The organism is Rhizobium sp. X9, from assembly GCF_018873185.1.
Lineage (GTDB): Bacteria > Pseudomonadota > Alphaproteobacteria > Rhizobiales > Rhizobiaceae > Agrobacterium > Agrobacterium oryzihabitans.
Genome location: NZ_CP071313.1, coordinates 149,515 through 161,763 on the forward strand (window position 1 = coordinate 149,515; position 12,249 = coordinate 161,763).

The window sequence follows — 12,249 nt, forward strand, 5'->3', positions numbered from 1 at the left end:
GGCGGCTGCGTGATCACACCCCACGTGCTTATTGCGAAGGTTTTTGCGTTGGCGAGTTCGATGCTCCCTTCTGTTGTGACGGCCCGAATGTCTGCTACCAGGGCAACGAAATGACACTTACTGCCTTTTCTGACACAAAGTTTCTGCGCCTCTACAGTATCTTCATCCTGTGGGCTGGGCAGTTATGAAACGACTGTCGCAAACCATCCTGTTCGCTCGCCAATGGTTGTCTGAACCATGGTCGATCGGAGCTGTTGCACCCTCCAGCCCTCATCTCGCTCGCCTGATGACACAATCTATCGACGCTTCAACAGGACCTGTTCTGGAACTTGGACCCGGAACAGGTGTGTTTACGGATGCACTTCTTGAACGGGGTGTGCAACAGCAATGCCTCACGCTTGTAGAGCTGGGTGAAGATTTCGTCCGGCTGCTTCGACTACTGAGAGCGGCGGTGGAAAAGTCGGCCACGGTAGCGGCGGAATAGTCCGTCCGCGGGCGGAGTAAAATCCGGCCACCTATTTCCTTTCTGCAATGATCGCAGGAGGGACAGGGGATCTACACCGTGGAACTTTATTTGAGGGTTCGCCTGGCTGTTTCCGAAGGGATGACGCAGCGTCAGGCAGCAAAGCATTTCAACGTATCGCGCGACAGCGTGGCCAAGATGCTGTCGTATTCGACACCGCCCGGCTATCAGCGACGTTCGCCGATCCGGCGTCCGAAGCTGGATGCATTCGTTTCGACGATCGAGCAGTGGCTGGAAGCTGACATGGTGATGCCGCGCAAGCAGCGGCATACTGCCAAACGGGTGTTCGACCGGCTTCGTGACGAGTGCGGCTTCACCGGCGGCTACACGATCATCAAGGATTATATGCGCGAGCGGGATCAACGCCGCCAGGAGGTGTTTGTGCCGCTGTCGCATCCACCGGGCCATGCGCAGGCCGATTTCGGCGAGGCGACGGTGGTGATCGGCGGCGTCGAGCAGAAAGCTCGCTTCTTTGTGCTGGATCTTCCTCATAGCGACGGATGTTATGTGCGTGCCTATCCGGCGGCAGTGGCCGAAGCCTGGGTGGATGGTCATGTCCACGCCTTTGCGTTCTTCGGGGCCGTGCCGCAGTCGATCGTCTATGACAACGACCGTTGCCTTGTCGCAAAGATCCTGCCCGACGGCACACGCAAGCGGGCAGCGCTGTTCAGCGGCTTCCTGTCCCACTACCTGATCCGGGATCGCTATGGGCGGCCGGGAAAGGGCAACGACAAGGGGAATGTCGAGGGTCTTGTCGGATATGCCCGACGCAACTTCATGGTGCCGATCCCGCGGTTTGCGACATGGGATGCGTTCAATGCTTTTCTGGAAGAGCAGTGCCGCAAACGCCAGCGCGACAAGCTGCGGGGCGAGAGCGAGACGATTGGCGAACGGCTGCAGCGCGATCTTGCGGCCATGCGTCCCTTGCCGGCGTCGCCGTTTGATGCCTGCGACCAGGCCAGCGCTGTTGTGACAGCCCAGTCGCTGGTGCGCTACAAGACGAACGACTATTCCGTACCGGTCGCCTACGGCCATCAGGACGTCTGGGTCCGGGGCTATGTCGATCAGGTGGTGATCGGCTGCCGCGGCGAGATCATCGCGCGTCATCCGCGATGCTGGGAACGGGAAGACGTCGTCTTCGATCCCGTCCATTACCTGCCGCTGATCGAGCGGAAGATCAATTCTCTGGATCAGGCGGCTCCATTGCAGGGCTGGGATCTGCCAGACGAGTTCGCGACGCTGCGCCGGCTGATGGAAGGCCGCATGGCCAAACATGGGCGGCGAGAATACGTGCAGGTTCTGCGCCTGCTGGAAAGCTTCGACCTTGCCGATCTACATGCAGCGGTGAAGCAGGCGATACAGCTCGGCGCGATCGGCTTCGATGCGGTCAAGCATCTGATCCTGTGCCGGGTCGAGCGCCGGCCGCCGCGGTTGGATCTGGCGATCTATCCCTACCTGCCGACGGCGACTGTCGAGAAGACGTCAGCAAAGGCGTATATGCGCCTCCTGTCATCTGATGCGGGAGAAGCGGCATGAGCAGCGACGCGCCAGAGATCCTGCTTGGCCACTATCTCAAAACCCTCAAGCTGCCGACCTTCCAGCGCGAGCACCAGAAGCTGGCCCGGCTATGCGCCACCGAAGGCGTCGATCATGTCGGCTACCTGTTCCGGCTTGCTGAACGGGAGATGATCGAGCGGGACCGCCGCAAGGTCGAACGTCGGATCAAGGCGGCCAAGTTCCCGGTCGTCAAAAGCCTCGACAGCTTCGACTTCACAGCCATCCCCAAGCTGAACAAGATGCAGGTGCTAGAGCTTTCCCGTTGCGAATGGATCGAGCGCCGCGAGAACGTCATTGCGCTGGGCCCGAGCGGCACGGGAAAGACGCATGTCGCACTCGGTCTCGGCCTGGCCGCCTGCCAGAAGGGCCTGTCCGTCGGCTTCACCACGGCGGCGGCCCTGGTCAGCGAGATGATGGAGGCGCGTGACGAGCGGCGTCTGCTCCGGTTCCAGAAGCAGATGGCCGCCTACAAGCTGCTGATCATCGATGAGCTGGGATTTGTGCCACTATCAAAGACCGGGGCGGAATTGCTGTTCGAGCTGATCTCGCAACGCTACGAGCGTGGTGCCACCCTGATCACCAGCAATCTGCCTTTCGACGAATGGACGGAAACACTGGGGTCCGAACGTCTCACCGGCGCACTGCTCGATCGCATCACCCACCACGTCAACATCCTCGAGATGAACGGCGAAAGCTATCGTCTCGCTCAAAGTCGCGCCCGAAAGGCCTGCTAAAACTCCCCTCAAAAAATCGCCGCGCCGGCCTAAGACCCCCGCTCGGGCTACGCCCTCCCGGCCGTCTCAGGCCGGCGCCATAGTGGCCGACTTTTGCTCCGCCCCATGGCCGGTTTTTACTCCGCCGTTGACACGGCGACAGTCGAACTGGCTATCGCAGCACCGTCGTCGGACATGGTCGCCGCTTGAATTGCCGCCAATAGCGCGGCGCGGCGATCTTGCAGCGTCGCGCTTCTCGTATCCAGATACACCATTAGCCGCGCCATATGATCCCGACGGGTTTCTTCGCGGCGTGCATAGAGGGCAAATTCGTCTGGAGCGGCGCCGATCTGATCAGCAACATACTTCAGCATGGCGCGAGGCGGAGTTTCTTCTGCTCCAAGCACTCGACCCGGGTATCGCATTAGACATAGCTGGATGGCGAAGCCGAGCCGATTGTGATTACGTCTCCGCAGTTCAATCTCCAGGCGATCCGCCAATGACAACGAATAGTGTCGGATTAGGTTATCCTCGTCGACTGGTATGTCGACAAGCTTCCGGCGATCTTGATCTTTAAGAAGCTTGCGCTTTGCCATCGCCCGACTCCATTGATGAGCAATCTGCTCGAAGCGTTGTCGAGTCGGACCGGACAGAGAAATCAAAATTGGCGCATGTCGGTGGCAATCCACAGAGATCGGATGTTGCACATCGGATCTACGGCATCGTTCCGGTTTCGTTCGACCTTAGCGTACGATTTCGGACTGCTCTTGTTCCGACCCCTCTTCGCAAGGTCGAGGCGGGTCATCTCATCCAGATTTCCGTTCTGGACAGCAAAGGGCCAACCACGGTCTCCGGAATGCGGGGTCGGGCAATCGGCGCCCAGGTGACCCTCATTCCCAGTCCAGTTAGTGACGTAGAAAAGCAGAAAGGCGAATTTTCTGGCTTTTCCATTGAAGGTGGGGCTGGCTCAGACGGCGAGTTTCACGGTCTACGCTTCAATGCCAAACCGGAAGATCTGGCAGCAATAGCCGCCGGCTTTGATGACGCGACAGGCTGTTCAAACGATTTGGAAATGCCGGCCCCTGCTAAAAGCTGACGCACCGCCGAAGATTCGAGTATCGACGCGCGAGACGTTTGTTGCAGCCTGGCACAATGGCTCCGATCCTTGATTTAGGGGGCGATCTGGGTAGTCCTGATCGCAAACAGTCGTGCAGACATGAGGGGCGCTGTCAATCCTGTTGAGGTGTCCGGACCCGAAAGCGCCCATGTCATGAGCGTTTCCTGACCATCAGCCTCTTCGTCAGCATCTCTGTCTGCTGCGGTGATCCGAAATAGCGCGATCAAGGCAACCGGCTCCGGCAGATCAAGAATGGCGGAAGGGCGGAAACTCTCAATCTGTGTGCGATCGGTAGACGGACCGAGTGAGGCAACCTCGACCCTAGGTATTTCCATTTCGGAAGTAGGGCGTGCAACCGGTACAGGAATTGCCAAAGCGCTTAAATCGGTGAACTCCGACCTAGCCTCGCCGACCATGGTCTGTCGGTTTGTCTGAAGATCGAGCGCGTCCTCTGCTCGGCTCCGTTCAGTCGGGAGCATTGCGGTGAGCAGGCTGCTCCTGTTTGACGAAGCGGGAGCGAAACTACTGTCCTTATCTCCAGCACTGGAAGCAATCTCGATCGATTTTGCGCCGACGCGACGACGATAGTCGGCGACTGCCAAATCGTAGCCGGGGAGCGGGCGGCCATCGGAGGGGAGGTGCATGGTCTTTCCATCGGGAAAGATCCGAGCCAGTTCCTTGCGCGTCATGCGGGGCCATGCACGGACATTTCCAACATCAAGATGGACGAAAGGAGATCCCGATGCGGGATAGTATCCCACTCCGCCGACTTGCATCTGCATCGCAAGTGATCGCAACTTGGCCAGTTTGACGCCCGGAATGTAAAAATCCATTGCCTTGCCGAGGGTGTGTTGGCTGTTTTTCGCGACACCACTATCCCTCGATCGCCCTCTGAGCATCTTGTTTGTCGCCGGTGAGCGATAGGCAGAGACTATATGAATATAGTTGTTTGATCCGCTGCGCTGGTACACTTCCCATACGAGATCGAGTAGACGGGGATCGATGTTCGCGGGTTCGTTCTTGCGCCAATCGCGCAAAAAGCGGTTGATCTGAACTAGTCCACGGGCATCGAACTTCCCGTCCCGTTTGAATGTTATCGTCGCACGTTCCCCAGTGTGTGTGAAAAACAGCTTCAGCGATCTGTCCGTCGCGGCTGTCGCAGGTGAGGACGAACCCGCCGCCATTGCCACTGCGAGCAGCACGGCAATTGCAACCGTCGCCATGCCGCGGAGGCATTCGGATAGGAAGGCTGCGGTTGAATAGGGCCTAACGCAAGTTGGCAACTCGCTCACTGGGTACTCCACACTTGACGGCTCTCCGAGCTCGGGCCTGGCGAACATTGCGGCCACGCTCGGATCACCATCAGTAAAGCCGACTATGGTCAATAAAGCCCTAATGGTTCCCAATTGGTGGGATCTGATCGATCCGGCTTGCGTCCGCAGCCTCTTTGTGAGAATGATTTGCAATTGCAATAGTGGTGGGCTTTGAAAGCGCGGTGGACGATGGACAGACCGGTGAGGGGATGGCAACAAACGGTGGGAGAGGCGTCCCTTTCGGATGTGCACCGGTCGATCAAGGTCGCGGCAGGAGCGGGCACTTTCCGAAGGGCAATGGCTTTCTTCGGGCCCGGCTATCTCGTCGCGGTCGGGTACATGGACCCAGGCAATTGGGCGACATCTCTGGCCGGGGGATCACGCTTCGGCTACGCGCTGCTCACGGTGGCCCTGATTTCAAACATCATGGCGATCGTCCTTCAGTCGCTGTGCGCGCGCCTCGCCATCGCCTCGGGGCGAGACCTGGCGCAGGCCTGTCGTGATGCCTACCCCAAACCGGTTGCCATGGTGCTGTGGCTGCTGGCCGAAATAGCGATCATTGCGACTGACATCGCCGAGGTAATCGGCACTGCAATCGGCTTGAACCTCCTTTTCGGTATTCCGCTCGAGCTGGGAGTGGTCATCACTGCTCTGGATGTATTCTTGATCCTTTACCTGCAAAAGCTTGGCTTCCGTTGGGTCGAAGCGCTTGTCATAACTTTGCTCGGCGTTATCGCCGTCTGCTTTGCGGTTCAGATCGCTCTTGCCGATCCGGATTGGGGTCAGGTGATCCTCGGCTTTGCTCCAACGACAGAGATTATCACGAATCCCGACATGCTGTATCTGGCGCTTGGCATACTCGGTGCGACCGTTATGCCGCACAATCTCTACCTCCACTCCGGTATCGTGCAGACGAGGGACTTTGGCGATACGTTACCTGAAAAGCGCGAGGCTCTGAAATTCGCGACGATCGACTCCACAGTCGCATTGATGTTCGCTCTGCTCGTCAATGCTTCGATCCTCATTCTGGCGGCCGCTACGTTCCACGAAACCGGGCGGACTTCGGTCGCAGAACTGGGTGAGGCTCATAGTCTGCTAGCCCCGTTGCTCGGTTTGGCCTTCGCACCGACATTGTTCGGAATCGCCCTTTTGTGCTGCGGTATCAATTCAACGGTTACCGCGACGCTTGCGGGTCAGATCGTGATGGAAGGGTTCCTGAAGATCCAGCTTGCACCTTGGCTTCGCCGTCTGATTACCCGGGGGATCGCCATCATACCCGCAGCAGGGGTCACTATAGCTTTCGGAGACAGCGGCACTGCCCAGCTTCTGATCTTGACCCAGGTCGTGCTTAGCCTCCAACTATCCTTTGCGGTTTTCCCGCTGGTGATGTTCACAGCCGATGCTGATAAGATGGGAGAGATGAAGGCACCTCTTTGGCTCTCGGCTTTTGCCTGGATCATCGCCATCGTAATCGCTTTGCTGAACCTGAAGCTGTTGGTCGATTTCGTTTCCTGATGCGCTCGCACCGAGCTGCCCATTACTTCCGGAGGACTTTCAAGCACTCAGTGAGCTGGCGGGCAGCCTGATGTGACCCTCACGAACTAGGCGATTGCGACCCCTGATGCAGTCTCTTGGTCTGGACGATCTGTGCGACTTGGAGCTCGCCACCAACCGCCCCGATCATTCAGATCGGTACCAACTGGGATCGCCGTGTACTCAGAGGTATTTGGGCAGTGAAATGCTGTAGTCAGTCGTGCTCGGTGGTGCACATATCGTGGTTTGCCAAGGCCCTGATCACATAGCAATCGCGCACTTGATTCGAATGGCAGTGTGTTGAGATCCGTTCCAGCTCGGCTTCCAGCTTCTTCAATCTCTCGATCTTCTGTCGGATTGTCACAAGCTGTTCGGCAGCTATCTTGTCGGCCTCTGCACACGGCTTTTCCGGATGCTGGCTCAGCTCTATAAGCTCGCGAATAGCTTCGATCGTCAATCCAAGGTCGCGGGCATGTCGAATGAATGAGAGGCGTTCCTGCTCGGTCTTCGAGTAACGTCGCTGATTGCCCTCAGAACGTTCCGGCGGTGAGAGCAGCCCCATCTGTTCATAATATCTGATCGTTGGTACCTTGACACCCGTGGTCCTGGACAGATCTCCAATGGTGAGCATGCTACCTCCCTCTCCAAATGCGGCAGGTGCAGGCCGCGACAAATTAGCCCATCACGCGAACCTGAACCCTCGAACAACCGAGAGGTATGTAAGCAATGGCTCGGAACATGTGAGGATTTATAAATGGCAAATCAAGCAAAACGTTGGTGTGTGGCAGCCACTGCATTTCTTTTCGCCGGTCAGAGCGGCGCCTGGGCTAACGTGACAAATGAACCTCATCAAATCGACTACGACGCCTTGACTATCGAACATGCCGAACTGGTCTTAGCGCCGGACGGGGTCACGGATAAAGCATATGTCACTGTCTACAATGGTACGCCCGATGACATGGCGATTGTCTCTGTCAACGTCACAGGGTACTCGACTGCAACACTCGTGAGCCCGATGGCCAAATCCAAGGGCTTCGAACAAGTGCCGCTGTCGGACACCTACGTCGTGATCCCCCGAAAAGCGGAACTGGACATGGGACAGGATACGGTTTTCATTTCACTGATGCGAAATTCGGGTCCTCCGAAAGCCGCAACGATGACGCTAAAATTCGATGACGGTACCTTGCGTGCTGTCCCGCTTGATATTCTTGCTCCAGATGCCGCGGAAACTAATCATCACCATGGAGAACCAAATCGCGAATAAAGGCTACTACAAAACCGAGAGTTGACGCCTTTTCCTTGCGCCGCACCCCGTCAGGAGTTCGTGGACGCATGCTCGTTTTTCGTCTGAACTACCGACGCCGCCACAAGGACAATGGCACCGCAAACGATGAACACATCTGCAATATTGAAGGCAGGCCATGACCACCCGGAGGCGTGGAAATCCAAATAGTCGGTAACCCTCAAGTTCATCAAACGATCAACCACATTTCCGCTCGCACCCCCAGCCATTGCCGTTATGGCCATTCCCTCCAGGACACTGTTGGCGAATACTGCCCAAATGACGAGTCCGACTACGATGCCCCCTTGAAGTGTGGCGAACAAACGGGGCGCTGACACGATGGTGTCCGAAAATAACCCGAAGCTAACGCCCGTGTTATAGGTGAGTTTCAGGTTGAAAAAAGAGGTCAACTCGATTGTTCCAGTCGGGGTTGCCAGAAGCTCCGCCATGACGAATTTGACGGACAGATCGATACCGCAGATTGCGGTAACCCCGAGGACGATGACGGTAAGCCTGAACATGGCTTTTTTCGAGAACAGCATTTTCGGTTCCAGACTGAGCACACTCTTACATTCGCTACGATTTGGCAGATTGGCCGCGAGCGGGATTTCACGCTCACTTGGTTTGCCATGCGGCCTCTAGGAACTAGAGCTTCAAGTGCAAAATTTTGTGCCAGTTGCTGCATCAAGGAAAAGTGTAGTGGCGGCCGGGGCTCATCATCTGAGCTGGGGCGCCAATCATTGCGAGGTTTCACCTCGTCAGGCACCCGGCTGACTGCTGCAGGATCGGCCGGTCTAATTTGTCACCTCGATTAGCGAATGCCGCTGACCGCTGTTGTGTCTCGACCGTCCCTGATCTTCACCCATTTGCCAGGATTGCGGGAATCCTGACGCTTGAGATATGTATATTCTGTTTCCGACCAATTTCTGATTTCACCACGCAAGTTGTCGAGAATGAAATCGCCTATTTCCGACCGCACCGTCAAAACAGCATGCCCGGATCCGTCCGGTTGAAGTACAACTGTGATCAGCAGATTGGAGACCGCGATCCCGCGCCTCATCAAAAGCTTGCGCTTCAGCAGAGCAAAGTCCTCGCAGTCGGCTGCGGTGGTAGGATAATTCCAAAATTCCTCGACGCCATAGATCTCGATATCCTCGATAGCCGGAATTGTATTGACGACCTGGTTGACCTCAACGAGGCTATTCCAGATTTCCTCTGTGAGCTTCAGGCGTGCGCGATCTGCAGCGTTAGGCTGGCATTCTTCGGGATATCTTTTACAAAATTCGAAGTGGCCGATCGGTTGCGACGTCGCCCCGGCGACAGGCATGGAATCCCATGTTGCCGCTTCCGGTTTCCAAGCGGCGCCTGTCGAAATGAACGTTATGGCGAAAATTGCGAGCAGGAATCTGAAGGTCATAACTCGTCCCTATGTGTTGGGACGAGTTATGCGGATCGAACACGATCATCACGCAAAGAAATTCAGTGCAATTTTATCGGCCTGTGTCGAATTCAGGCACTTTTTTATGAGATCGCCAGCTTGTGAACGACAGATAGGCCTCTATGCCGATCCAGCCCCCAAGGCCGATGGATGAGACGATGCCCGCGATGGCCTCGAAGGAGTCATGTCCTATGCCCCAGCAAACGACGGCAAAAACAGCCTTGACGAACACAAATCCCACCAGCGAAAACGCAGCGATCATGCCAAGTTTTTTCGAGATATGTGCGACTGAACCGATCATATCTCGACTCTAGAGGCTATGGTCACATATGGGGAAATCAATTCTTATTGTCTGCGTCCTCCATTGTGCGGCGGTGCCTGTGCACCAGCTTCAGGCAATCTCAGACAGGTTAATTGTGACGTGTGATGATGTCGCGGCTTGGAAAATCGATTCGGATTTTGTGTATGGCACTGCTGTTGGCAGTCGCTATTGTGAGTCCGCATGGATCAGTCGCACGGGATCTCATCTCCGGGGCGACGATATCCAGAACCGTCCATCAAGGGACTGCGTCTGCTGGTACCCACGCGAAATGCCAGCATCTGGTCGAGCATTCTCACGAGCTTCTGGCTTGCCTGCAGGAAAGCGCTGCAATTTCGGAACGAATGCTCTCTGCCTACAGAGTTTCACCAAATCGGTTCCGTGTCTTTGCAGGCATTGATCCCCTTGATCCTCCTCCCCGAGCCTGATCTTACCGTTAATACCGCCCGGAGATCGTAACCAGGTGTCTGCTGCGTTGGACTATGTCCAACACGCGGCTTGAGAGCGGCTCTCATCGACTAAGGGATCGAGCACTGTCCAATCACGCCTGAATGCGATGGCAGCACAGCGATCGGTGGAGGATCCCGGCGTAGCTCCGGTTGATCCTCATGGAGATTAGTAAATGTGGAAGATTGCATGCTCCGGAGCGTGGTGTGTCTTGGTGTGCTTGGTTGCTGTCTACGCTGGTTTCCAGTGGGCCCCAGCGCCCAAACAGGTTGAGACGCAGTCTCCCGGGCTAACCGAACATGAGGTGGTCAAATCGGCGATGGTGACCGTCCCGATTATTCGGGAGAGAAAGGTCGACGGTTACGTCGTTGCAGAAGTGACGTTGACCGCAAATGACGAGGCACTGCGTGCTAGTCCCAGCCCGGAGGCAGAACTGACGGACGAATTGATCGCGACACTGTTGTCTGGACCGGTGCTCACAGACCCCGAATTCGCCGCCGATGCCTTAAGGTTAGATCTGGTGGCGCGGATGAACAAGCGGATTGGTCTGCAAGCCTACTATAAAACTCTGATCACCAAGCTCGATTACCTCACTGCAGCAGATCTGGAGCGGATGCGCACCTCCGGAGCAAACCCAATGAAGGTAACCCCCCTGGTTGATAAATCTCTGCTCGATGTTGTGCCTGGTCCCGTGCCCAAAGATGAGTAGATGGTTGGGTGGGAGGAGCGTTTAGCCTTTCCTGGGGCTGCCCCTTGTAGCTCTAGTTACTTGAGGTCCTATATTTGTACCGGTGGCTAAGGGTTTGTTCGATGCGGCGTCGTGCGGTCGTGCCCCCCTTCCTGTATTGCCGGCTGCCGTGGTGCGCTCGGCACCTTATTGGTGATGTCGGCACGGTTTCATTGAAAGCGCGAAGAGTGACGAAATGAATTGGTTTCAGAATTTGAATCAGCGAGCACTTCTGATCGCGCGGAATGCCTGCCTTGGAGCCCTTATAGCTATCCCCCTATCCGGATGTGTTTCAGACATGGGGCTAGACGACCTGTCCAGCATGGCCCCCGAACTGTCGAGCAAGATGCTGGCAGAGATGTCAAAGAAGGGGATGGCAGCAGAAAGCCCCGTCCTGATCAGGATCTTCAAGCAGGAAAGCGAGCTCGAGGTCTGGAAGATCGACCGAAGTGGGCGCTACGCGTTGCTCAAGACATATCCGATGTGCAGGTGGTCCGGGAAGCTAGGTCCCAAGGTCAAGGAAGGTGACCGCCAAGCGCCAGAGGGATTTTACCACGTTTCAAAAGGCATGCTGAATCCTAAATCGCAGTACTATGTATCTTTCAACCTGGGCTATCCAAACAGGCTTGAGACGGCACTCGGCTATACCGGCGAGGCGCTGATGGTCCACGGTGCTTGCTCCTCTTCCGGTTGCTTTGCGCTGACAGACCAGGGCGTTGGTGAGATATATGCAATCGTCGCCAAGGCACTTTCATCGGGACAGGAGCGGTTCCAGGTTCAGGCCTATCCTTTCCGGATGACGACGGAAAACATGGCGCTGCACAAAGACAATCAAAACCTGTCGTTCTGGCGGACTCTGAAGGAGGGATACGACTATTTCGAACTGACCCGTCAGCAACCAAAAGTCTCGGTGTGTGGTCGCCGCTACATGTTCAACAAAGAGTTCGTGGGCGGAGAGCCCCTTGACCCACTGGAGGCTTGCCCCGCAAGCGCCGCTTCTCCTGATCCTGCTCTGATAGCCCGCATGGCCGAAGAAACCCAAAGGCTTGAGGCTGCGCTTCAACAGGCCGGCGGCTCCACGGTGTCGTCCTATGTGGATGGCGGGATGCATCCAAGTTTCCGCGCACTCCTTAAGAAAGAGGGTCCGGCCCGACTTGCGGCTCGCATCTCGGGCACAAAATATCCGGTTAGCAGACCAGATGCGGCGCTGGCTGACCCCTTCGAGAAAAAGAAGGCCAGGTCCGGCGACGGGGTGACTACCCCAAGTGCGGGAGATTGAA

13 protein-coding genes and 1 pseudogene are annotated in these 12,249 nt (G+C 56.5%); 8 read left to right on the forward strand and 6 right to left on the reverse strand.

The features are described 5' to 3' along the window. Nucleotides 1–184: 184 nt before the first annotated feature. The 3 genes from JZY08_RS26530 to istB all read left to right on the forward strand — a co-directional run bounded on the left by JZY08_RS26530 (nucleotide 185) and on the right by istB (nucleotide 2,814). Nucleotides 185–484, forward strand: a complete 300-nt coding sequence (locus tag JZY08_RS26530; protein ID WP_253204186.1) for a hypothetical protein — start codon at nucleotides 185–187, stop codon at nucleotides 482–484. Between the two features lie 120 nt (nucleotides 485–604). Beyond that, a complete protein-coding gene (gene istA, locus JZY08_RS26535; protein ID WP_080723254.1) occupies nucleotides 605–2,059 on the forward strand; it encodes an IS21 family transposase in 1,455 nt (484 codons plus the stop codon). Then, nucleotides 2,056–2,814 (forward strand): IS21-like element helper ATPase IstB, encoded by a 759-nt coding sequence (gene istB / locus JZY08_RS26540; RefSeq protein WP_035226016.1) that lies wholly within the window; start codon nucleotides 2,056–2,058, stop codon nucleotides 2,812–2,814. Before istA ends, istB begins: the two co-directional genes overlap by 4 nt. Nucleotides 2,815–2,948: 134 nt before the next feature. Here the strand turns inward: istB and JZY08_RS26545 are convergent. Next, nucleotides 2,949–3,389: pseudogene (locus JZY08_RS26545) on the reverse strand (DUF4158 domain-containing protein); the annotation flags it as partial. Between JZY08_RS26545 and JZY08_RS26550 the strand changes: the two are divergent. Next, complete coding sequence (locus JZY08_RS26550; RefSeq protein WP_149149106.1) at nucleotides 3,383–3,889, forward strand: hypothetical protein; 507 nt, start codon at nucleotides 3,383–3,385, stop codon at nucleotides 3,887–3,889. The pseudogene JZY08_RS26545 and the gene JZY08_RS26550 overlap by 7 nt on opposite strands. Before the next feature lie 74 nt (nucleotides 3,890–3,963). Here the strand turns inward: JZY08_RS26550 and JZY08_RS26555 are convergent, their stop codons facing one another. Then, a complete protein-coding gene (locus JZY08_RS26555; RefSeq protein ID WP_083532142.1) occupies nucleotides 3,964–5,133 on the reverse strand; it encodes a DUF882 domain-containing protein in 1,170 nt (389 codons plus the stop codon). A 279-nt stretch (nucleotides 5,134–5,412) separates the two neighbouring features. On the opposite strand from JZY08_RS26555, the gene JZY08_RS26560 reads away from it, so the two are divergent. Continuing rightward, nucleotides 5,413–6,738 carry an Nramp family divalent metal transporter gene (locus JZY08_RS26560; protein ID WP_035228715.1) on the forward strand — a complete coding sequence of 442 codons (1,326 nt, stop codon included), beginning with the start codon at nucleotides 5,413–5,415 and terminating at the stop codon, nucleotides 6,736–6,738. 232 nt (nucleotides 6,739–6,970) lie between these two features. On the opposite strand, the gene JZY08_RS26565 is transcribed toward JZY08_RS26560, so the two are convergent. Continuing rightward, nucleotides 6,971–7,387 carry a helix-turn-helix domain-containing protein gene (locus tag JZY08_RS26565; RefSeq protein WP_035228718.1) on the reverse strand — a complete coding sequence of 139 codons (417 nt, stop codon included), beginning with the start codon at nucleotides 7,385–7,387 and terminating at the stop codon, nucleotides 6,971–6,973. Between the two features lie 123 nt (nucleotides 7,388–7,510). On the opposite strand from JZY08_RS26565, the gene JZY08_RS26570 reads away from it, so the two are divergent. Beyond that, entirely contained in the window at nucleotides 7,511–8,020 is a 510-nt protein-coding gene (locus tag JZY08_RS26570) for a hypothetical protein (RefSeq protein ID WP_035228721.1), read from the forward strand. Between the two features lie 50 nt (nucleotides 8,021–8,070). Here the strand turns inward: JZY08_RS26570 and lspA are convergent, their stop codons facing one another. From lspA to JZY08_RS26585, 3 genes are all read right to left on the reverse strand, one after another. Further along, entirely contained in the window at nucleotides 8,071–8,580 is a 510-nt protein-coding gene (gene lspA, locus JZY08_RS26575; protein ID WP_051796774.1) for a signal peptidase II, read from the reverse strand. A gap of 269 nt (nucleotides 8,581–8,849) precedes the next feature. Then, nucleotides 8,850–9,365: a transglutaminase-like cysteine peptidase gene (locus JZY08_RS26580; RefSeq protein ID WP_107341867.1), complete on the reverse strand. Its 516-nt coding sequence runs from the start codon at nucleotides 9,363–9,365 to the stop codon at nucleotides 8,850–8,852. 163 nt (nucleotides 9,366–9,528) lie between these two features. Further along, entirely contained in the window at nucleotides 9,529–9,777 is a 249-nt protein-coding gene (locus JZY08_RS26585; RefSeq protein ID WP_037094252.1) for a hypothetical protein, read from the reverse strand. Nucleotides 9,778–10,417: 640 nt separating this feature from the next. Between JZY08_RS26585 and JZY08_RS26590 the strand changes: the two genes are divergently transcribed. Beyond that, the gene (locus JZY08_RS26590; RefSeq protein WP_037094253.1) at nucleotides 10,418–10,951 is read left to right on the forward strand and encodes a hypothetical protein; all 534 of its coding nucleotides are present in this window, start codon (nucleotides 10,418–10,420) and stop codon (nucleotides 10,949–10,951) included. Between the two features lie 214 nt (nucleotides 10,952–11,165). Then, the gene (locus tag JZY08_RS26595; RefSeq protein ID WP_107341865.1) at nucleotides 11,166–12,248 is read left to right on the forward strand and encodes a murein L,D-transpeptidase family protein; all 1,083 of its coding nucleotides are present in this window, start codon (nucleotides 11,166–11,168) and stop codon (nucleotides 12,246–12,248) included. Nucleotide 12,249 lies beyond the last annotated feature (1 nt).

Bases quoted from the DNA above. Each gene is read 5' to 3' on its own strand.
- JZY08_RS26530 (WP_253204186.1), top strand. From the start codon at position 185: ATGAAACGACTGTCGCAAACCATCCTGTTCGCTCGCCAATGGTTGTCT.
- istA (WP_080723254.1), top strand. From the start codon at position 605: ATGACGCAGCGTCAGGCAGCAAAGCATTTCAACGTATCGCGCGACAGC.
- istB (WP_035226016.1), top strand. From the start codon at position 2,056: ATGAGCAGCGACGCGCCAGAGATCCTGCTTGGCCACTATCTCAAAACC.
- JZY08_RS26555 (WP_083532142.1), bottom strand. From the start codon at position 5,133: ATGGCGACGGTTGCAATTGCCGTGCTGCTCGCAGTGGCAATGGCGGCG.
- JZY08_RS26560 (WP_035228715.1), top strand. From the start codon at position 5,413: ATGGACAGACCGGTGAGGGGATGGCAACAAACGGTGGGAGAGGCGTCC.
- JZY08_RS26565 (WP_035228718.1), bottom strand. From the start codon at position 7,387: ATGCTCACCATTGGAGATCTGTCCAGGACCACGGGTGTCAAGGTACCA.
- JZY08_RS26570 (WP_035228721.1), top strand. From the start codon at position 7,511: ATGGCAAATCAAGCAAAACGTTGGTGTGTGGCAGCCACTGCATTTCTT.
- lspA (WP_051796774.1), bottom strand. From the start codon at position 8,580: ATGCTGTTCTCGAAAAAAGCCATGTTCAGGCTTACCGTCATCGTCCTC.
- JZY08_RS26580 (WP_107341867.1), bottom strand. From the start codon at position 9,365: ATGCCTGTCGCCGGGGCGACGTCGCAACCGATCGGCCACTTCGAATTT.
- JZY08_RS26585 (WP_037094252.1), bottom strand. From the start codon at position 9,777: ATGATCGGTTCAGTCGCACATATCTCGAAAAAACTTGGCATGATCGCT.
- JZY08_RS26590 (WP_037094253.1), top strand. From the start codon at position 10,418: ATGTGGAAGATTGCATGCTCCGGAGCGTGGTGTGTCTTGGTGTGCTTG.
- JZY08_RS26595 (WP_107341865.1), top strand. From the start codon at position 11,166: ATGAATTGGTTTCAGAATTTGAATCAGCGAGCACTTCTGATCGCGCGG.